Origin of the sequence: Pseudomonas sp. 203-8 (assembly GCF_020708595.1) — a bacterium.
GTDB classification, from domain to species: Bacteria; Pseudomonadota; Gammaproteobacteria; order Pseudomonadales; family Pseudomonadaceae; genus Pseudomonas; species Pseudomonas aeruginosa.
Window position 1 is genome coordinate 305,182 of sequence record NZ_JAJFDF010000007.1, and the last position, 20,037, is coordinate 325,218.

The following is a 20,037-nucleotide window of genomic DNA, read 5'->3' on the forward strand; positions in this document are numbered from 1 at the left end:
TCCGTCCAGCCTTACGGCTGGACCCGGAATAGTCAAGGAAACAACGGCAAGCCGGTGTTTCAGCGCGCGAAGAAGGCCGCGAAGACCCTGGCCACCGCCTGCGCCCCGGCCTCATCGTCCAGATGCAGGTGATGCCCGCCCGGCAGGTGGTGCCGCTCGAACGGCAGGGTCTCCAGCAGCGCCCGCATGCGCGGCTCCACCGCCAGCATGCCCTGTTCGGCCAGTACCAGGCTGACCGGGCATTCCACGCTGCGCACGAAGTTCAGCGCGTGGGCCTGGGTCAGGCGCAGCGGCGACGGTAGGGTCAGGCGCGCGTCGGTGCGCCAGGTATAGCCACCGGGCACCGGTTCCAGGCCGCGCTGGGCGAGCAGTTCGGCGGCCTCCCGGGAGATCTCGCCGACCCCGCGCATCCGCGCTTCCACGGCTTTTTCCAGCTCGGCATAGACCGGCTTGCGCTTGTGGCGTAGCGCCAGTTGCGCCTTCAGCGCTTCGCCGAGCTTCTGCGGCGCCTTGTCGGCTTCGCCAGTGTAGGGAATCAGGCCATCGATCAACGCCAGCCGCTCGATGCGCTCGGGCAAGGCCCCGGCGAGCAGCACCGAGACGATGGCGCCCATCGAGTGCCCCAACAGGGAAAACCGCTCCCAGCCCAGTTGCTCGGCCACCATCAGCACGTCCAGCGCGTAGTCCCAGAGCAGGTAGCTGGCGCCCTCGGCACGATGCGCGGAATGCCCGTGGCCGGCGAAGTCGAGGGCGACGATACGCAGCCCGGCGAGCTTCGGCGCCAGGCGCGAGAAGCTCATGGCGTTGTCCAGCCAGCCATGCAGGGCGATCACCGGCTTGCCGTCCGGCGGACCGAACAGATGCGCGGCCAGTTCGATGTGCGGCAGGCTGATGCGTACTTCCTCGACCTGCAGGCTCATGCCGAACGCTCCTCGGTCGCCCGCGACCAGCGATCGAACACGCCTTTCAGCAGTTCGGCGGTTTCCCGCGGGCGCTCCAGCGGGAACATGTGGCCGCCGGGCAGCGACATGAACTCGCCGCGCGGCATCGCCCGGATCAGCCGGGTGTGGTGCGGCAACACCACCTTGCTGTGCCGCCCGCGCACCATCGCCAGCGGCACCTGCAACTGCCGCGCACGCCCCGGACTGCTGTGCGGCACGCTGCGGTAGATGCTGATCTCGGTGGCCGGATCGAAGCGCAGGCGCAGGCCGGAACCGCCGCCGCTGTCGGCCAGCCCGTGGCGTACGTAGGCCTCCAGGCAATCGGGGTCGAAACGGCGGAACAGCGCCTTGCCGGAGAAGTACGCCCGCGCCTCTTCCAGGTCGGGGAACGCCTCGCGACGCCCCAGGGTGCGCCCGGCCGGAGTGATCCGGTCGATGAAGCCGAAGCGCTTGGCGGCACGGATCACCAGGCGGTCGGCGAAGGTCAGCACCGGCGAATCGAGCATCACCACGCCGCGGTAGAGTTCCGGCCGGCGCAGCGCCGCGTGGTAGTGCAGCACGCCGCCGAGGGAATGGCCGACGCCCCAGACCGGCTGTTCCAGGCTGGCGAGATGGTGCAGCAGTTCGTCCACCAGGTTGTCCCAGTTGTCGTTCACCGGGAAACGCGGGTCGTGCCCGTGCATTTCCAGGTGATCCACCCGGTACTCCGGCGCCAACGCCTCGAACAGCTTGGCGTAGGTAGCCGACGGGAAGCCGTTGGCGTGGGCGAAGAAAACCGATTGCGACATGCGCGACGTCTCGACAGGGCTGATGCCAGGGATTCTCCGGCAGCCTCGCCGAGGCGGCAATGGCTTTGCCGGCTGCCTTGCACGGCGAAGCGGCCAAAACCTCAGGCAGAGCGGACGAGATGCTCGAGGATCGCCGCCGCCACCAGCAGGAACACCACCCCGCAGGCCGCGTCCAGCCAGGGCACCGCGCGCAACAGGCGGGCCTGCAGGGCCGGGCGGGTAAGGGTCAGGCTGAGCAGGCCGAACCAGCAGGCGCCCATGCCGAACAGCAGCGCCGCCACCGCCAGTTTGCCGCCGAGCGACATCTGCGCGGGAATCAGGCTGCCGAGCAAGGCGATGAAGAACACCAGCGCCTTGGGATTGAACAGATTGGTCGCCACTCCGCGCAGCCAGGGCCCCAGGGGCGACGGCGGCAGTGCCCCGTCGAGCCGGCCCGGCTGGCCGTCGCCGCGCCGCAGCCAGGCGCGCAGCGCGCCGACGCTGAGCCAGGCCAGGTACAGCGCGCCGAGCGCCTGCAGGATGGCGAACAGCACAGGCGTACGGCTGAGCAGCAGCGACACGCCGGTCAGCACCAGGGTGGTATGCAGGAGAATCCCGCAGGCCAGCCCCAGCGCGCTGGCCAGGCCGGCCCGCCGCCCCTGGTGCAGGGACGTGCGCACCACCAGGGCGACATCGGGACCGGGGCTGACCAGGGCTATGGCGAACACCGCCGCCAGGGTCAGCAAGACAGACAATTCCTGCATGGCTACTCCACGAAAAAGGGATCGGAAAGGAAAACGCGAATCAGCGCTGGCGCAGGCGCGCCGGCGGTAACCCATAGGTGCGCCGGAACAGACGGCTGAAGTGCGCCTGGTCGTAGAAACCGAACTGCTGGGCCACCTGGCTCAATGGCTGCTCGCCGCGCAGAACCAGCGGCAAGGCGCGCTCCAGGCGCAGTTGGGTCAGCCACTGGTGGGGCGGCAGGCCGCAGTGACGGCGGAAGCGCCGCAGCACCTGCCAGGGGCTCAGGCCGCAGAAGGCGGCCAGTTCCTCCAGGTTCGGCGGGTACTCCAGGCGCGACTCCAGCCAGTCGCGCAGCCGCGTCCAGTCGCGCTGGCCGAAGCCTTCCCGGTCGCCCTCCTCCAGGCGCAGGCTGCTGCCCAGGCTGAGCAGGCAGGCCAGCGCCTGCCAGAGGTGCTCTTCCAGGGCCAGACGGTTCTCCAGCGCCGCCGCTCCGCCGAGCATGCCCAGGTGCAACTGACGCAGGCGCTGCTGCAGACGCTCGTCGCGGACCAGGCTGCTGGTCAGGCGCGGCGCCCCCCGGCGGCCGTCGCTGAAGTCACGGCTGGCGCGCTCCAGCCAGTCGGCATCGAGCGCCAGGACGCGGATACGGTAGCCCTCCTCGCCGGCGCTGCTGCCGTCGTGGATGCTTTCCGGCGCCATCAGCAACGCGTCGCCGGCCCCGGCCAGGCGCCGTTCGCCGCCGGCGGCATAGCGATGCCGGCCCTGCAACAGCAAGCCGATGTGGTACTCCAGGTGGAAGTGCCGGGGAAAGGAAAAGCGGTTGTGCTCGGCGTCTATCAGGCGTACGCCGGGAATCCCGCTGCTGAGATGGGTGATCTGTTCCATCCCGCTACTCTACCGCCCGCGGGACGGAACGATCTTGGACAAAATTGCGGACCGCGCTCAGCCCGCCCTGCCCGCCAATGGCACCACCGCCATGGTCAGGCGGGCGATGCAGCTCGGCTTGCCGTCGTCGCCACTGAGGCGGATGTCCCAGACATGGGTGGTGCGCCCCAGGTGGATCGCCCTGGCCACCGCGGTGACCCGGCCGCTGCGCAGGCCACGCAGGTGGTTGGCGTTCACTTCCAGGCCGACGCAGTAGTACTGGCTGGTATCGACGCACAGGTAGCTGGCCATCGAGCCCAGGCTTTCCGCGAGGACCACCGAGGCGCCGCCATGCAGCAGGCCGAACGGCTGGTGGGTACGCGAGTCGACCGGCATGCTGGCGGTCAGCGACTCGTCGTCGAAGGCTTCGAAGCGGATGCCAAGCAGGTCGCCGATGCTGTTCTTCTGCGAGGCGTTCAGTTGCTCCAGGTCGGGCGTTTGTCGCCAGAGGCTCATGGGAATTCCTTGCGCAAGGGGGAAGCCAAGGGCTTCCCGTCGGTGGGAGTCATTCGTGCCAGAGCACGGCCTCGCGGCGTTCCACCCATTCGTGGAAGCGCGAGCCATAGGCACCTTCCACCATATTGCGCTTGATCTTCAAGGTCGGCGTGAGGAAACCGTTGTCCACCGCCCAGGTTTCCTGCACCAGGACCAGGCCGACCAGGCGCTCGTGCTTGTCAAGCGCACCGTTGACCTGTTCCAGGTGCGCCCGCAGGCTGCTTTCCAGCGCCCCGCGGGTCCCGTTGAGGGCCTCCCGGCGACCGACCTCGGAGAGCACGCAGAGCCCCAACGGCGCGCTGAGGCCCTCGCCGACCACGCAGACCTGCTCGATGCGATCGTGTACCGCCAGGCGGTTCTCGATCGGCGCCGGCGCCACGTACTTGCCCTTGCTGGTCTTGAAGATTTCCTTCATCCGCCCGGTCAGGCGCAGGTTGCCTTCGGCGTCCTGCTCGCCCTTGTCGCCGGTGCGCAGGAAACCATCGGCGGTGAGCACCTCTGCGGTCTTCTCCGGCTCCTTGTAGTAGCCGACCATGGTCGCGCCGCTACGCACCTGCACCTCGCCCTCGTCGCTGATGCGTACCTCGACGCCGGGGCTGTTCTGGCCGATCCAGCCGGTCTTCTGCCTGCCGGGCCGGCAGACGTGGGAGTAACCGCTGTTCTCGGTCATCCCGTAGACCTCGAGCACATCCAGGCCCAGGCGGCGATACCAGAGCAGCAGCGCCTCGGGTACCGGCGCCGCGCCGCAGAGCGCGTAGCGCACCGCGTCCAGGCCTAGCCCAGCGAGCACCTTGCGACCGACGATGCGGCCGAGGATCGGCAGCTTCAGCAGGCGGTCGAGCTTCTGCGCCGGCATCTTCGAATACACCCCCATCTGGAACTTGGTCCAGATGCGCGGCACGCCGAACAGCAGGGTCGGCCGCGCACGCTTCATGTCCTCGACGAAGGTGTCCAGGCTTTCGGCGAAGAACACCGTGGTTCCCCCGTAGAGCGACCCCATCTCGACGAACATCCGCTCCGCCACGTGGCACAGCGGCAGGTAGGAGAGCATCCGGTCGTCTTCGCGGGTGCCGAACAGTTCCACGCCGCGGCTGGCGGCGAAGGCGAAACTGCTGAAGTTGTGCATCACCCCCTTGGGCACGCCGGTGGTTCCGGAGGTGTAGATCAGGGTGGCGAGTTGCTCGGCAGCGGTCGGCGTGTCGCCTTCGAGCGGCGCGCAGGCCTGCAGGTCGCTCCACTGGCGGTCGAAACGCCCTTCCGGGTGCAACGGCATGGCCACGGTCGGTATGCCCTCGGGGACTCCGGGCGCCATCGCCGGCCAGTCGTCGAGCTTGCCGACGAAGACCACCGCCGACTCGGAATGCTCCAGCACCTGGCGCGCCGACTCGGCGGTGAGATTGGGATAGAGGGGGACGGAAACGTGCCCGGCCATCCAGATCGCCAGGTCAATGACGATCCAGTGCGCACAGTTCTTCGAGATGATCGCGATACGGCTGCCGGCGGGGAGATCCAGGCTGCGCAACCAGGCGGCTGCACGCCGCGCCTGGTCGCCCACCTCGCCCCAGCTCAGCTCCTCGACCCGGCCGCCACCGATGGGCTGCACCAGGTAACGCCGTTGCGGATGACGCTTTTCGCGCTCGAAGAAGACTTCGAGCGGCAGACGATTTGCAGTGACCACGTACCGCCTCCGTTGTTGTTGTTCTGGGAGATCGACCAAGCACTTGCTTGGTCGAATATTCCATCACAGCCAACCGCAGGCAAGCCGGGAAATGTTTCGGTTTGTAGTCGTTGTGCCAGGCGCTTCCTAGCCGTGCCGCGGGTGATGCAGCGAGACCAGGGTCATCAGCCCGGCGGCGGCGAAGTCGCCTTCCAGCTCGGCCAGCGAGGCAGTGCTCATCGGCAACGGATCGCGCCGGTTGCCATGCACCAGCAGACCGCCCAGCGCCCCGACCAGGGGCTGGTGGCTGACCAGCAGGAGATTGCGCTCGCTGCGCTCGTCGAGGAAACCGAGCACCTCGCGCGGATCGTCGTCGGGGGTCAACCAGGGCGCGGTGCCGACCGGCTCGACCAGGCCCAGTGCCTCGCGCACCAGCTCGGCGGTCTGCTGGGCGCGCACGTAGGGGCTGGCGAGAATCCCGTCCAGCGGCAACCCGGCCAGCCGCGCGGCGCTCTGCAGCACCTCCTTGCGTCCATGGGCGGTCAGGCGCCGCTCGGAATCCCGGCTGGCGTGCGGTTCGGCCTCGCCGTGGCGCAACAGCCAGAGTTTCACAACTTCGGCTCTTCGTCGCGCGCCGGGTGCGCGGCGGGCGGCACGCTGTGGGCGGCCTCGCCCTCGGCGGCGCGGGCGCTCGGCCAGTCGGCGAACGGCCAGGGTTTCTCGTCGCTGTGGAAGGTACCGAAACGGCCGATCTGCGCCAGGTACTGGCTGAGGCTGTCGCCGAAAGCCATCAGGCTGCCGTTCGGCGCGCCGTAGATCAGTCGGTAGACCAGTTGGATCACCACCACCGCCCCGAGGAGCAGTTCGGCGACCTGCCAGACCAGGACGAACAGCAGCATCCAGAGGATGCGGATGGCGATCGATTCGCGTGCTTGCGGGTCTGCGGACATGGCGGTCTCCTCGTCAGAAGCCGGTGGTGGGAATGAAATCGACGTCGGTCTTCGGCTCGCCGCGCATCAGCAGCTGGATGACCTGTGCCAGGGTGCGGCCTTCGAAGAGGATCGCATGGAGACCGGCGACCAGCGGCATGTACACCTGCATCTCGTCGGACTTTTCCTTGAGTACCTTGAGAGTGTTCACACCCTCCGCGGTCTCGCCCATGCGCGATACCGCCTCCTCCAGGCTGAGCCCCTCGCCAAGGGCGTGGCCGACCTGGTAGTTGCGGCTCTTCGGCGAGGAACAGGTGACGATCAGGTCGCCGACGCCGGCGAGGCCGAGAAAGGTCATCGGGTTGGCACCGAGCTTGACGGCGAACCGGGTCATTTCCGCCAGCGCGCGGGTAATCAGCATGCTACGGGTGTTCTCGCCCATGTCCATCGCCGCGGCCAGGCCGGCCATGATCGCGTAGACGTTCTTCAGCGCACCGCCGAGTTCCACTCCGAAGCGGTCGCGGCTGGCGTAGACGCGGAAGGTGCGGCCGTGCAGGGCCGCCTGGACGCGGGCGCACAGCTCGTCGTCCTCGCTGGCGACCACCGTGGCGGTCAGCTCGTGCTCTGCGATCTCGCGCGCCAGGTTCGGGCCGGAAATCACCCCGATGCGGGCTTGCGGGGCGATTTCCTCGAGGATCTCACTCATCAGCTTGAAGGTGTGCGCCTCGATGCCCTTGGTCAGGCTCACCAGCAGCTTGTCCGTCAATGCCGCCTGGTGTGGTTGCAGCACCTTGCGCAGGGCGCTGGAGGGCAAGGCGACGAAGATCAGTTGGCAATCGGCCAGGGTGCGCTCCAGGTCGGTGACCGGCTCGACCCCGGGATGCACCTTGACCCCTTTCAGGTAGCGCGGGTTCTCGCGTCGGCTGCGGATCGCCTCGGCCTGCTCCGGGTCGCGCATCCACTGGCGGACCGCCTGGCCGTTCTCGGCCAGCAGGTTGGCGATGGCGGTGCCGAAACTGCCGCCGCCGAGCACGGCAATCGGTTGCTGCTCTGTCATGATTCATCCATTTCTGGCCGCCACGCGGCAATCACGCCATTATACGGTCGGCCAGCCGGCCGACCAGTCTTGACGCCGGCGCTGGCAAAAGCCCGCGCCTCGTTTACCATGCCCGGGCCAGACAATACCTATCGAGAACAAGGTCGTTCCGTGCCCATCGCTTCACGTGCTCCCGCCTCCCTGACCCTGCTGGCCCTGCTGTTCGGCGGCAAGCTCGCGGCCGCCGACCTGTTCAACGATCCCAGCGGCGTTCCCGAAGTATTGACCGCGACACGCCTGAAACAATCCCCGGCGGAAGTTCCCGGCAGCATCAGCGTGCTCGACCGCGAGCTGATCGTCGCCAGCGGCGCCCGCGACATTCCCGAACTGATGCGCCTGGTCCCGGGCATGATGGTCGGCTACCTGTCCGGCAACCAGCCCACGGTCAACTACCACGGCACCAGCATGTCGGGGGCGCGGCGCCTGCAGGTGCTGATCGACGGCCGCTCGGTGTACCGCCCGGGCCTTGCCAGCGTCGACTGGAGCGACCTGCCGCTGGCCCTCGAGGATGTCGAGCGGATCGAAGTGTTCCGTGGGCCGAATACCGTGAGCTACGGCGCCAACGCATTGATGGGGGTGATCAACATCATCACCCGCGCCCCCGGCGAGTCGCCCGGCACGCGCCTGAAGTACACGGCGGGCCAGCGCGGCATCCGCGACTGGTACGCCAGCCAGAGCATCGCCCTGGAAGACAGCGACTTCCGCCTGTCGCTGTCCGGCCAGGAAGACGACGGCTTCGACCGCGACCACGACGGTCACGCCCTGCGCGACGGCCGCCGGCTCAGCCGCTTCAACCTCAACGCCAGCCACAGCCTGGCGCCGAACCAGAGCCTGGAGTGGCAACTGGCGGCCAAGGAAGGCTCGAACCAGCACCCCTACGCCTACCGCTCGCCGTTTCCCCAGGTTCCCGACGACATCGACAACTCCGATACGCTCGCCCACGACTATGCCGGTTCTCTGCGCTGGAATGTCGACCTCGACCCGCGCCACAGCTTCTATATACAAGGCTACGCACAGCACTGGGAGCGCCGGCAGGAATGGAACGCCTGCGAGGCGGCCATTGCCTTCAGCCCGCAACTGGCGCAGCTCTGGGAACTGAACCCGGACTACCTGCGCAGGTTCGCCGACGATCCGACCCGGCTGCCGCCCGGCAGCGCCCAGGAGTTGCAACTGGCGACCCAGGTCCTCGACCAGCTACGCAATGGCGGACTGCGTCCGGTCTGCGGACGGGTCGACCGCAACATCCGGGAAAGCCGCTACGACCTGGAGATGCAGGACACCCTCAGCCTGGGCGACAACCTGCGCCTGCTGAACGGCCTGAGCTACCGCTACGACCAGGCAAACTCCGAGACCTTCTACGGCGGCAGGGTCAGCAGCCAGATCTGGCGGCTGTTCAGCCAATTGGAGTGGCATGCCGGCGAACACTGGCTGCTGCAGGGCGGGGGGATGCTCGAAGACGTCGAGGGCTCCGGCAGTTCGTTCAGCCCGCGGCTGGCGGTGAACTACCTGTTCAACCCCCAGCACAGCCTGCGCGCGGTCTATTCGGAGGCAGTGCGGTCACCGGGCATGTACGAAAACGACGTCGACTGGCGCTACCGGGTCCGCCACCTGACACCGGCGCCCTATGGGCAGAGCGAAGCCTACTACTTCGCCAGCGCCCACGGCCCCGGCGACCTGGGCAAGGAACACACCCGTTCGCGCGAGATCGGCTACAACGGTTTTTTCCGCGAGACCGGGCTGGCCGTGGATGTACGCCTGTTCCACGAGGAAATCACCGGACTGATCAGCGATCCGCTCAGCGTCGTCGACTTCAGTCCGGACAACGGCGATCGCATCCGCTTCTCCGGCGCGGAAGGCCAGCTCGACTGGCGCCTGGGCCTACGCGACCGCCTGCGCGCCACCTACGCCTATCTCGACTACGACGCCACCAGTCGCTACGACCGGCGCCTGACCGCCCGCCACGGCGGCTCGGCCGGCTGGATGCACGACTGGGGCCAAGGCTGGTCCAGCGCCCTCTTCTATTATGGCGACGACTCGCTCAATGGACATCGTTTCGAACGCGTCGACCTGCGCCTGGCCAAGCGCATTCCCCTGGGCAAGGCCGCCCTGGAACTGGCCGGCGTGCTCCAGCAGCGTCTCGACGACGAACCGCTGACGTTTCCCGACAACCGCTACGACAGCCGCCACCTGCTCTACTTCAGCGCCGAGGTGACGTTCTAGATGCGTCGCTTGCGCCCCGCCCGCCGGGCTTTCCAGGCGCTGCTCGCGCTCGTCTTCTGCTGTCTCCCGCATGTCGGCGAGGCCGCGCAACTGGTCCTGGTCAGCGCCAACCAGGGGGCCGCGGTGAACGCCTTTCGCGATGCCCTGGCGCAGCGACGGCCGCAGGACCAGGTGGAACTGCGCACGCCCGCGGCCCTGGCGGAGGGGATGGTCTTCGCCGACGACACCCGCCTGCTCCTGCTCGGCCCCGAGGCCCTGGCCTGGCGCCTGCGCCAGCACCGGGCGCCGCCGACCCTGGCGCTGCTGCTCAACCGGGTCGATGGCCAGCGCCTGCTGCCAGGCGCCAACGGACATGGCGGACACGGCGTCGGAGGTCTCTGCGTACTCTGGAGCGACCCGCCGGCGTCCCGCCAGCTCCGCCTGGCGCGCCTGATCCTGCCGGGCATCCAGCGCATCGGCGTGCTCTACGGCAAGGACAGCGAATTCCTCCTCGACGAGCTTCGCCGCGAGGCCCGCAGCCAGGGGCTCCAGCTGTTCGTCGCCAGCAGCAGCGGCAACGACGACCCGCGCCCGCTGCAGTTCCTGCTCGGCAATAGTGACCTGCTGCTCGGCATCGACGACAAACAGCTGTACAACTCGCAGAGCATCAAGAGCCTGCTGCTCGGCAGCTACGCCAAGAACCGCGCGCTGCTCGGCCCCACCGCAGCCTTCGTCAAGGCCGGCAGCCTGGCGAGCAGCTACAGCGACCAGGAGGATTGGCTGGACACCCTCGACGAATTGCTCGGCCAGGCGCCCAGGCACTGGCCCCTCAGCCTCTATCCAGGGCATTTCAAGGTGCTCGGCAATCGGCAGGTAGCCCGTTCCCTGGGTATCGACCTGGCCAGCGACGCCGACCTCGGCCGGCGCCTCGCCGAAGGAGAAGAACCATGAGCCAGCGCCACGGCTGGGACATCCGTACCCGCATGCTGGCGATCAGCCTGGGCCCGGCGCTGCTGCTGACCCTGTTGCTCACCGCCTACTTCACCTACTCGCGCCTGCAGGACCTGCGCCAGGAACTGACCCATACCGGCCAGTTGATCGCCGACCAGTTGGCGCCGGCCGCCGAATACGGCGTGATCGCCGGCAACACGCCCGTGCTGCAGAAGCTGCTGCAGGCTACCCTCGACACCCCGCATGTGCGCTTCATCGAGGTACGCGACCGCAACGACAATATCCTGGTGTACGTCGAACAGTTGCCCGGCGCGTTGCAGAACGCCGCGCCGATCGACATCTTCCACTCCACCATCCAGCGCCAGCGTATCGCCCTGGCCAGCGACCCGCTGCTGGATGGCGCCAGCGAAGGCGACGGCCAGTCCGGCGAGGACTACCTCGGCCGGGTGGTGGTCGGCATGTCCAACGACGCCTTCAGCCAGCGGCAACAGGAAATCCTCCTGAAGGCCGCCCTGCTGGCCGCCTTCGCCCTGATCCTCACCTTCCTCGTCGCGCGCCGCCTGGCGCAGCGCCTGTCGGCGCCGATCAGTACCATGGGCCAGGCGGTCGAGGCGATCCAGAGCGGCGACTACAAGACCAGCCTGCCGATCCTCGACGACGGCGAGATCGGCGACCTGGCCCGTCACATCAACAATCTCGCCAGCGGGCTGGACCGCGCGAGCCGGGAACAGGAACAGGCGATCAGCCAATTGATCAGCGCCCGCGAGGAAGCGGAGCAGGCGAACCGGGCGAAGTCCGACTTCCTGGCGATGATGAGCCACGAGCTTCGCACCCCGATGAATGGCGTGCTGGGCATGCTGCAACTGCTGGAAACCACCGAGCAGACCCGCGAACAGGCCGAGTACACGGCGCTGGCCACCGAGTCCACCGAACACCTGCTGAAGGTCATCAACGACATTCTCGATTTCTCAAGGATCGAACGCGGCGCGCTGGAACTGGAGTGCATCCCCTTCAACCTGCTGGAACTGGTGCAAGGCTCCGCCCTGGTGTTCCAGCACAGCGCCCAGCAACGCGGACTGGCGCTGGAATTGCAGATCCAGGCCGGCCTGGAGAATATCGAGGTCTGCGGCGATCCGACGCGGATCCGACAGATCCTGGTGAATCTGCTGGGTAATGCGCTGAAGTTCACCGAGGAAGGCGCCATCCATCTCAGCCTGGAGTGGCAGGCTCTCGATCACGACGTACTGTGGCTGACCTGCGCGGTGCACGACAGCGGCATCGGCATCTCGCCGGAACGCCTGGAACATATGTTCGACGCCTTCCAGCAGGCGGATTCGTCGATTTCCCGACGCTACGGCGGCACCGGGCTCGGCCTGGCGATCGCCAGGACCCTGGCGGAACGGATGGGCGGCACCCTGCAGGCAGAGAGCAAGGAAGGCTCGGGATCGACCTTCACCCTGGAGATTCCGCTGCCCTTCCAGCAGTCGCCGGCGCACCGGCAGCAGGCCGCCGGCGACGCCGCCCCGGTCGCCGCCGGTCAGGAAATCCTCCTGGTCGAGGACAATCCGGTGAACCAGACAGTCATAGAAGCCATGTTGCGCAGCCTCGGCTATCGCGTCACCCTGGTCGCCGACGGTATCCAGGCGGTACGCAGCGCCGAGCGCCAGCGCTACGACGCGATCCTGATGGACTGCCGCCTGCCGGTGCTCGACGGCTACTCGGCGACACGGGAAATCAGGGCCCAGGAGAACGGCCGGCAGGTACCGATCATCGCCCTGACCGCCAACGCCCTGCAGGGCGATCGGGAGAACTGCCTGCAGGCGGGAATGAACGATTACCTGGCCAAGCCATTCAAACGGGCGGAATTGCAACGCATACTGCAACGCTGGATCGGCTCGCAGCCGGAACTCCCCGTGACATCGAACGAAACCGGACGAGGGGAGCCGGAGTGATCTACGACAAGGGCGGCAAGCGGACGCGGGAATAAAGTGAACATCTGTTCGCCGGACACTGTGACTTTCACCGCAACGCAACAGTCTATGACTAGGCTGCCGCTGCGACGCCGATACAATAACCCGGCGCGACGGCCGCTGGACGAACCGCCACAACCCTGCAGTTCAGGGATTTTTGAGGAGCTCGCATGACCAAACAACACGCCTTCACCCGAGAAGACCTGCTGCGCTGCAGTCGCGGCGAGCTGTTCGGCCCGGGTAACGCGCAACTTCCCGCCCCCAACATGCTGATGATCGATCGCATCGTTCACATCAGCGATGTCGGCGGCAAGTATGGCAAGGGCGAACTGGTCGCCGAGCTGGATATCAACCCGGACCTGTGGTTCTTCGCCTGTCACTTCGAAGGCGATCCGGTCATGCCCGGTTGCCTGGGCCTGGATGCCATGTGGCAGCTGGTCGGTTTCTACCTCGGCTGGCAGGGCAACCCCGGCCGCGGCCGCGCCCTGGGTTCGGGCGAAGTGAAGTTCTTCGGTCAGGTTCTGCCGACAGCGAAGAAGGTCACGTATAACATTCATATCAAGCGCACGATCAATCGTTCGCTGGTCCTGGCCATCGCCGACGGCACCGTCAGCGTCGATGGCCGCGAAATCTACAGTGCCGAAGGCCTCCGCGTCGGCCTGTTCACCTCCACTGACAGCTTCTAAGGGTTATCCGCATGCGTCGCGTCGTTATCACCGGTCTGGGCATCGTTTCCTGCCTCGGCAATGACAAAGACACCGTTTCCGCCAACCTCCGTGCGGGTCGGCCCGGCATTCGCTTCAATCCGTCCTACGCCGAGATGGGCCTGCGCAGCCACGTTTCCGGTTCGGTCGACCTGAACCTCGAAGAGCTGATCGATCGCAAGGTCTTCCGCTTCATGGGCGATGCCGCCGCCTACGCCTACCTGGCGATGGAGCAGGCGATCAAGGACTCCGGCCTGACTCCGGAACAGATTTCCAACCCCCGCACCGGCCTGATCGCCGGCTCCGGCGGCGCTTCCACCCTGAACCAGATGGAAGCCATCGACACCCTGCGCGAGAAAGGCGTCAAGCGCATCGGCCCATACCGCGTGACCCGCACCATGGGCAGCACCGTATCGGCCTGCCTGGCCACACCGTTCCAAATCAAGGGCGTCAACTACTCGATCTCCTCCGCCTGCGCCACCAGCGCCCATTGCATCGGCCAAGCCATGGAACAGATCCAGTTGGGCAAGCAGGACGTGGTCTTCGCCGGCGGCGGCGAAGAGGAACACTGGAGCCAGAGCTGCCTGTTCGACGCCATGGGCGCCCTCTCCACCCAGTACAACGACACTCCGGAAAAGGCCTCCCGCGCCTACGACGCCAAGCGTGACGGCTTCGTCATCGCCGGCGGCGGCGGCATGGTGGTGGTCGAGGAGCTGGAGCATGCGCTCAAGCGCGGCGCCAAGATCTACGCCGAGATCGTCGGCTACGGCGCCACCTCCGACGGCTACGACATGGTCGCCCCGAGCGGCGAAGGCGCGATCCGCTGCATGCAGCAGGCGCTGGCCACCGTCGACGCGCCGATCGACTACCTGAACACCCACGGCACCTCCACCCCGGTCGGCGACGTCGCCGAGATCCGAGGCGTGCGCGAAGTGTTCGGCGACAAGGCGCCGGCCATCAGCTCGACGAAGAGCCTGTCCGGCCACTCGCTGGGCGCCGCCGGCGTACACGAGGCGATCTATTGCCTGCTGATGATGGAAGGCGGCTTCATCGCCGGCTCCGCCAACATCGACGAACTCGACCCGGAAGTGGCCGACCTGCCGATTCTCCGCGAGACCCGCGAGAACGCCAAGCTCGATACCGTCATGAGCAACAGCTTCGGCTTCGGCGGCACCAACGCCACCCTGGTCCTCAAGCGCTGGCAGGGTTGATTCCCTCCATAGCCGCATGAAGCGCCCTTCGGGGCGCTTTTTTGTACCCAGCGTTTCTTTACCCGGACTGCATGAACGGGCTAAACCTCCCGCCCTGCCTGCCGATAGTACTGGTCAGCCCCGTCCCTCTTCCTGCCCCCTGGAATCCGCCATCATGTCTTTGCGCAGTATGCCCATCGCGACCCGTGCCGCCCTGAGTTTCGCCCTGATCACCGCTCTGCTGGTCATCACCGGCATCTTTTCCCTGAACCGGATGGGTTCGCTCAACGAAGCCTCTTCGGACATCAGCGACAACTGGCTGCCTAGCGTCCGCGAAAGCGCCGAGTTGAACGTTCTGCTCGCCGAACTGCGGCAGGTGCAACTGGCCCATGTGCTGGCGGCGGACGATAGCAGCAAGCGCTTCCTGGAAAGCCGCATGACGGAAATCGGCAAGGAACTGACCGATCGCGAGGGCGCCTACCAACGGCTGATCAGTGGTGCCGACGAGCGCTCGATCTACGAGCGCTACCTGGCTACCCGGCAGACGCTCCTGCAAAGCCAGCAGACCCTGGTGCAGATGTCGCGCAGCAAGCCGCTGGAAGAGACCCGCCAGTACACCGAAAGCACCTTGCTCGACCAGTACCGCGCCACCCAGCAGCAACTGCAGGCGCTGATCGACTTCAACGTCAAGGGCGCCAGCCAGGCCAGCCACACGGCCGATGAGGTCTATGACAGCGCCTTCGCCGCAGTGATCGGCGTACTGCTGGTCGCCGGCCTCGCTACCGTGGTACTGGCCTGGCTGTTCACCCGCAGCATCACCCAACCGATCGGCGAGGCGCTGCGAGTGGCCGAGGTGATCGCTTCCGGCGACCTCACCAGCCGCATCGACACCTCTGGCCGCGACGAACCGGCCAAGCTGCTGGTCGCCCTCCAGGGCATGCAGGCACAACTGCGCCAGACCATCCAGCAGATCGGCAGCTCGGCGACCCAACTGGCCTCCGCCGCGGAGGAACTCAGCGCCGTCACCGAGCAGGGCAACCGCTCGCTGACCCAGCAGAACGACGAAATCCAGATGGCCGCCACCGCGGTCAACGAGATGACCGCCGCCGTCGAGGAAGTGGCGCGCAACGCCAGCTCCACCTCGGACGCCTCGTCCGCCTCCGAGCAATCGGCGCAGAACGGACGCCAGCGGGTACTGGAGACGGTCCAGGCGATCCGCCTGATGAGCGAAGAAGTGGACAATACCTCGGCGCTGGTCGGCGGCCTGGCGGAAAAGGCCCAGGACATTTCCAAGGTCCTCGACGTGATCCGCGGTATCGCCGAACAGACCAATCTCCTGGCGCTCAACGCGGCCATCGAGGCGGCTCGCGCCGGCGAGCAGGGCCGCGGTTTCGCCGTGGTCGCCGACGAGGTTCGCGCCCTCGCCCATCGCACCCAGGAATCCACCCGCGAGATCGAGCAGATGATCGCCAACATCCAGGAAGGCACCGGCGCCGCGGTCGGCGCCATGGACAGCAGCAGCGTACGCGCCCGCAACATGCTGGAGATCGCCGAAGCCGCCGGCCTGGCGCTCAACGAGATCGCGGAGCGGGTCGGCCAGATCAACGAGCGTACCCTGGTGATCGCCAGCGCCTCCGAGCAGCAGGCCCAGGTGGCCCGCGAGGTCGACCGCAACCTGGTGAACATCCGCGACATCTCGCTGCAGACGTCCGCCGGCTCCAACCAGACCGCCGCCGCCAGCCAGGAACTGTCGCAACTGGCCATCGACCTGAACAACATGGTCACCCGCTTCGTCGTCTGACCATGCCGTGCGCCGTCTCACGGCGGCGCACTTCCTCCGGTTGCCCAGCGTGGAGCCCGGGTTTTACCATGAAACCCGATCCTCTCCCCCTCCGGAGCCGCCCAGATGGTCAAGCGCACCAGCCACAAGCAAGCCAGTTGTCCAGTCGCCCGCCCGCTGGACGTGATCGGCGACGGCTGGTCGATGCTCATCGTGCGCGATGCCTTCGAAGGACTGACGCGCTTCGGCGAATTCCAGAAGAGCCTCGGCCTGGCCAAGAACATCCTGGCGGCGCGCCTGCGCAACCTGGTGGAGCACGGCGTGATGGTGGCGGTCCCGGCCGAAAGCGGCAGTCACCAGGAATACCGTCTGACTGACAAGGGACGCGCGCTCTTCCCCCTGCTGGTGGCGATTCGGCAGTGGGGCGAGGACTATTTCTTCGCCCCGGACGAATCCCATGTCCGCCTGGTCGAGCGCGACAGCGGCCAGCCGGTGCCGCGCCTGCAGGTACGCGCCGGCGACGGCAGTCCGCTCGCCGCGGAAGATACCCGGGTCAGCAGGGACTGATCGAAGGACGAACAGGCTACCGACGGCATCCGTTCGTACGCCGCCCAAACGGCGGATAACCGCAGGCGGTTATTCGCCCTACCGCACGCAGGCAACCCTTGCCCGGTAGAGCGAATGGCGCCCCCGCGTTATCCACGCCACACAAGAAAACCAGCGCTTTGCATGGCTCGCGCTCAGCGCACGTCGAAGGATTTCTCCGCCAGCAGGCGATCGCCCTGGAACACCATCAACCGCCATTCGCCCTTCACCACTTCGTGCGGCTCGGTGAATTCGTAGGCCATGACATCGGTCGGCGCGCCCGGCACCAGCTTCTGCACCACTTCGAACTTGTCATGCCGCTGACCATCCGGAGTGACCACGCCCGGGGTGAGGTAGAGCAGCGTCAAAGGCGTATCGCCTTCCTGCTTGCCGCTGAGTTGATAACGCATGCCGAACTTGGTGCCGAGCTTGGCCGGGACTTCGGTGGTCTGCTGGATGTTCTGCTCGCTACGGGTCAATACCCGTTCGCCGGGCTGGAAGTCCTGGTAGCGGCTTTCGAACACGCCATATTCGATGGGGCCGTCGATACGCACCTCGGCCTGCGCCGCCACGGCGACGCCGGCGCCGAGCAGGAAGACGGAACGACTGATGCAAGAACGGATGAAGGACATGACTCACTCCTGGATGGGACTGGCGCGAGCCTATGACGCCGGCATGACAGACTGATGACGAATCCGGGTTATTCGCCTCGCGGATCGGCGGGCTGGCGCGGCAGCACCGCCAGAAAGTTGTCCCGCGCCACCTGGCGAGCGACCTGCTCGGGCAAGGCGTCGAGGAACGGATCGAAGCTCGCCATCAACTCGGGCAGGCTGTCGAACTGGCCGACCACATCGGAACCGAGCATGAAGCGTTGCGGAAACCGCTCGACCAGTGCCAGCCACTGCGGATCGGGCTTGCCCTGCTCGTCCAGCAGGTACGGGCGCAACACCGACCAGGACAGGTCGATGTAGAGGTTCGGGTAGCGCTGTAGCAGACGCCGAAGGGTCGGCAGGAGGAAGTCCAGTTTCTTCTGGTGGCGATGGATCTCCATGCTGGTCCCGGCATGGGCCCAGATGAACCGCACATGCGGGTGATTGCGCAGGGGCTCCTCGATTTCCGCCAGGTACAGCGGGTTGCGTTCGCGCTTGGAAGTGACGTTGGCGTGCAGCAACACCGGCAGGTCGAATTCGGCGGCCAGGTGATAGACCCGCGCCAGCGCCTCGTTGTTGGCCCTCGGCACGTCGCCGTAGGTCAGCGCGGTGAGGTCGTCGTGACGGGTAAAGATCTCGCCGATGCCCTGCCAGAGTCCCGGGTCCAGCTCCAGCATGCGACGGATGTGCGCGTCGGCGTTCTTGTCGGTCGGGTTGAAACCGGTCAGGAACGGATGCACGCGCCGCCGCTGCTCGGCTGGCAGGGATTTCACCGCCGCCGCCACGATCACGTCGGTGGCGCTGTACCAATAGGCTCCGGCATCGTCACCAGCGTAGTAGCGCGGCCGCTTCGGCTCGTCCTCGTGCCATTTCTTGGCGACCGCGACGCCGCTGAGCATCACATGGTCGACCCGGCCTTTGTCCATCGCCTCCAGCAGCCGCGGCATGCCTTCGCTTTCCTGGAAAAAATCCACATAGTGCACGTGAGCGTCGCTGTAGCGATAATCCCTGGCATGGGTCAAGGATGTCACCAGGGACAGGGCGAACAATGTCGAAAACAGGGCACGCGTACGGGGGCCAGCCATGGCATTCCTCCTGATAGGCCTGAGTGAACATAGACCGCTGCCGCTCGGCCAGGGTTCGCCGCTCCGCTGGCTGGCCCTGCTGTTCGGCCTGCTGGCCTGGCATGCCGGGGCTGGCGAACGGGTGATCTATCCGCGCCACTCCGAAGGGCGCAACCCCGAACCCTACGTCGTCGAGCTGCTGCAACTGGCGCTGGCCAGGAGCGGCGGCGACTACCGCCTGGAGCCCAGCGCGCAGCCCATGCCGCAGTCCCGTGCGCAACTGCGCCTGGAGCAGGACGATCCGGGCCTGCAGGTGATGTGGGCGCAGTCCCGCGACGACCTGGAAGAGACCCTGCTGCCGATCCGCATTCCGATCTATCGCGGCCTGATCGGCTGGCGCATTCCCCTGGTCAGCGCCGCCAACAAGGATCTCCTGGCCTCGGCGCGGACCCTCGACGATCTCCGCCGCCTGCGCTTCGGCCAGCGCCAGGACTGGGCCGACACACCGATCCTGCGCGCCAACGGCCTGGAGGTGAAGACCAGCCAGAACTACGAGAGCCTGTTCCGCATGCTCGATGCCGGCCGCTTCGAGGTCTTCCCCCGCGAGGTCGTAGTGATCGACGGAGAACTGGAGGACGCCTCCCGCGCCGGGCTGCACCTGGCGATCGACCAGCACGTGGCCCTGCACTACCCCGCGGCCTTCTATTTCTTCGTTTCGCGTCAACGCCCGGAACTGGCCGAGGCCATTCGCCAGGGCCTGGAGAAGGCGATTGCCGACGGTAGCTTCGAACGGCTGTTCGAGCGACATTTCAAGACGCGGCTGGGCAAGCTTGCCCTTCGGCAGCGGAGAATAATCGAGCTGAAAAACCCCTATCTTCCAGGAAAAACTCCTTTTCAGCGCGAGGCGCTCTGGTACCGGCCGTGAGCTAGAATGAAGCCCTCACGCCACCACCGATGTCCAGCATGTCCCGTAACGCCCCGTACCGCCTCGACGACCAGATCGGCTTCATCCTGCGCCAAGCCAACCAGCGCTATGCGGCGTTGTTCGCCAATGGCATCGGCAACGGCCTGACCCCCACCCAGTGGGCCGCCCTGGTCCGCCTCGGCGAGACCGGACCCTGCCCGCAGAACCAGCTCGGCCGACTCACCGCCATGGACGCCGCGACCATCAAGGGCGTCGTCGAACGCCTGGACAAACGGGGACTGATCCAGCGCAGCGCCGATCCGGACGACGGCCGGCGCCTGCTGGTCAGCCTCAGTCCTGCCGGACGCGCCGAACTCGAGGCCGGCCTGGCGGCCGCCCGCGAGATCAACCGGCAGGCCTTGGCCCCCCTCTCCCCGCAAGAACAGGAAACCCTGCGCGGGTTGCTCGCTCGCCTGACCTGAGGCCA

General features: G+C 66.9%; 20 protein-coding genes. 9 read left to right on the forward strand and 11 right to left on the reverse strand.

Going from position 1 to position 20,037, the window contains the following annotated elements; all coding sequences use genetic code 11:
• Positions 1–59: 59 nt before the first annotated feature.
• From LJF27_RS18345 to LJF27_RS18385, 9 genes are all read right to left on the reverse strand, one after another.
• On the reverse strand, positions 60–920 hold the full coding sequence (locus LJF27_RS18345) for an alpha/beta fold hydrolase (RefSeq protein WP_003097867.1): 861 nt from the start codon (positions 918–920) through the stop codon (positions 60–62).
• Positions 917–1,729, reverse strand: a complete 813-nt coding sequence (locus LJF27_RS18350; RefSeq protein WP_023116418.1) for an alpha/beta fold hydrolase — start codon at positions 1,727–1,729, stop codon at positions 917–919. Before LJF27_RS18350 ends, LJF27_RS18345 begins: the two co-directional genes overlap by 4 nt.
• A gap of 101 nt (positions 1,730–1,830) precedes the next feature.
• Positions 1,831–2,472: a LysE family translocator gene (locus LJF27_RS18355; protein WP_023116632.1), complete on the reverse strand. Its 642-nt coding sequence runs from the start codon at positions 2,470–2,472 to the stop codon at positions 1,831–1,833.
• A 40-nt stretch (positions 2,473–2,512) separates the two neighbouring features.
• Positions 2,513–3,337 (reverse strand): AraC family transcriptional regulator, encoded by an 825-nt coding sequence (locus LJF27_RS18360; protein WP_003097872.1) that lies wholly within the window; start codon positions 3,335–3,337, stop codon positions 2,513–2,515.
• A 57-nt stretch (positions 3,338–3,394) separates the two neighbouring features.
• On the reverse strand, positions 3,395–3,832 hold the full coding sequence (locus LJF27_RS18365) for a hotdog fold thioesterase (RefSeq protein ID WP_003087490.1): 438 nt from the start codon (positions 3,830–3,832) through the stop codon (positions 3,395–3,397).
• A 49-nt stretch (positions 3,833–3,881) separates the two neighbouring features.
• Positions 3,882–5,549, reverse strand: a complete 1,668-nt coding sequence (locus tag LJF27_RS18370) for an AMP-binding protein (protein ID WP_003122891.1) — start codon at positions 5,547–5,549, stop codon at positions 3,882–3,884.
• Between the two features lie 126 nt (positions 5,550–5,675).
• Positions 5,676–6,140, reverse strand: a complete 465-nt coding sequence (sixA, locus tag LJF27_RS18375) for a phosphohistidine phosphatase SixA (RefSeq protein WP_003117751.1) — start codon at positions 6,138–6,140, stop codon at positions 5,676–5,678.
• Positions 6,137–6,478 carry a DUF4389 domain-containing protein gene (locus LJF27_RS18380; RefSeq protein ID WP_003097882.1) on the reverse strand — a complete coding sequence of 114 codons (342 nt, stop codon included), beginning with the start codon at positions 6,476–6,478 and terminating at the stop codon, positions 6,137–6,139. The genes sixA and LJF27_RS18380 overlap by 4 nt, the downstream gene beginning before the upstream one ends.
• 13 nt (positions 6,479–6,491) lie before the next feature.
• Positions 6,492–7,514 carry an NAD(P)H-dependent glycerol-3-phosphate dehydrogenase gene (locus LJF27_RS18385; RefSeq protein WP_003097883.1) on the reverse strand — a complete coding sequence of 341 codons (1,023 nt, stop codon included), beginning with the start codon at positions 7,512–7,514 and terminating at the stop codon, positions 6,492–6,494.
• Between the two features lie 150 nt (positions 7,515–7,664).
• On the opposite strand from LJF27_RS18385, the gene LJF27_RS18390 reads away from it, so the two are divergent.
• From LJF27_RS18390 to LJF27_RS18420, 7 genes are all read left to right on the forward strand, one after another.
• The gene (locus tag LJF27_RS18390) at positions 7,665–9,773 is read left to right on the forward strand and encodes a TonB-dependent receptor plug domain-containing protein (RefSeq protein WP_003097885.1); all 2,109 of its coding nucleotides are present in this window, start codon (positions 7,665–7,667) and stop codon (positions 9,771–9,773) included.
• Positions 9,774–9,944: 171 nt separating this feature from the next.
• Positions 9,945–10,703, forward strand: a complete 759-nt coding sequence (locus tag LJF27_RS18395; protein ID WP_003120435.1) for an ABC transporter substrate-binding protein — start codon at positions 9,945–9,947, stop codon at positions 10,701–10,703.
• Complete coding sequence (locus LJF27_RS18400) at positions 10,700–12,655, forward strand: ATP-binding protein (protein WP_003097889.1); 1,956 nt, start codon at positions 10,700–10,702, stop codon at positions 12,653–12,655. Before LJF27_RS18395 ends, LJF27_RS18400 begins: the two co-directional genes overlap by 4 nt.
• A 188-nt stretch (positions 12,656–12,843) precedes the next feature.
• Complete coding sequence (gene fabA, locus LJF27_RS18405; RefSeq protein WP_003087475.1) at positions 12,844–13,359, forward strand: 3-hydroxyacyl-[acyl-carrier-protein] dehydratase FabA; 516 nt, start codon at positions 12,844–12,846, stop codon at positions 13,357–13,359.
• An 11-nt stretch (positions 13,360–13,370) separates the two neighbouring features.
• Positions 13,371–14,588 carry a beta-ketoacyl-ACP synthase I gene (gene fabB, locus LJF27_RS18410; RefSeq protein ID WP_003097892.1) on the forward strand — a complete coding sequence of 406 codons (1,218 nt, stop codon included), beginning with the start codon at positions 13,371–13,373 and terminating at the stop codon, positions 14,586–14,588.
• 154 nt (positions 14,589–14,742) lie between these two features.
• Entirely contained in the window at positions 14,743–16,368 is a 1,626-nt protein-coding gene (locus tag LJF27_RS18415) for a methyl-accepting chemotaxis protein (protein ID WP_003097894.1), read from the forward strand.
• 105 nt (positions 16,369–16,473) lie between these two features.
• Positions 16,474–16,914, forward strand: coding sequence for a winged helix-turn-helix transcriptional regulator (locus LJF27_RS18420; protein ID WP_003087468.1), 441 nt, complete (start codon positions 16,474–16,476; stop codon positions 16,912–16,914).
• Between the two features lie 173 nt (positions 16,915–17,087).
• Here the strand turns inward: LJF27_RS18420 and LJF27_RS18425 are convergent, their stop codons facing one another.
• Together LJF27_RS18425 and LJF27_RS18430 are read right to left on the reverse strand one after the other, a co-directional pair.
• Positions 17,088–17,564, reverse strand: a complete 477-nt coding sequence (locus LJF27_RS18425; RefSeq protein WP_003087466.1) for a DUF3859 domain-containing protein — start codon at positions 17,562–17,564, stop codon at positions 17,088–17,090.
• Positions 17,565–17,632: 68 nt separating this feature from the next.
• Positions 17,633–18,667 (reverse strand): amidohydrolase family protein, encoded by a 1,035-nt coding sequence (locus LJF27_RS18430; protein ID WP_003097898.1) that lies wholly within the window; start codon positions 18,665–18,667, stop codon positions 17,633–17,635.
• Between LJF27_RS18430 and LJF27_RS18435 the strand changes: the two genes are divergently transcribed.
• Complete coding sequence (locus tag LJF27_RS18435; RefSeq protein WP_003120437.1) at positions 18,666–19,571, forward strand: substrate-binding periplasmic protein; 906 nt, start codon at positions 18,666–18,668, stop codon at positions 19,569–19,571. The two genes, LJF27_RS18430 and LJF27_RS18435, sit on opposite strands and share 2 nt — an antisense overlap.
• Positions 19,572–19,609: 38 nt before the next feature.
• Complete coding sequence (locus LJF27_RS18440; RefSeq protein ID WP_003120438.1) at positions 19,610–20,032, forward strand: MarR family winged helix-turn-helix transcriptional regulator; 423 nt, start codon at positions 19,610–19,612, stop codon at positions 20,030–20,032.
• Positions 20,033–20,037: the final 5 nt, after the last annotated feature.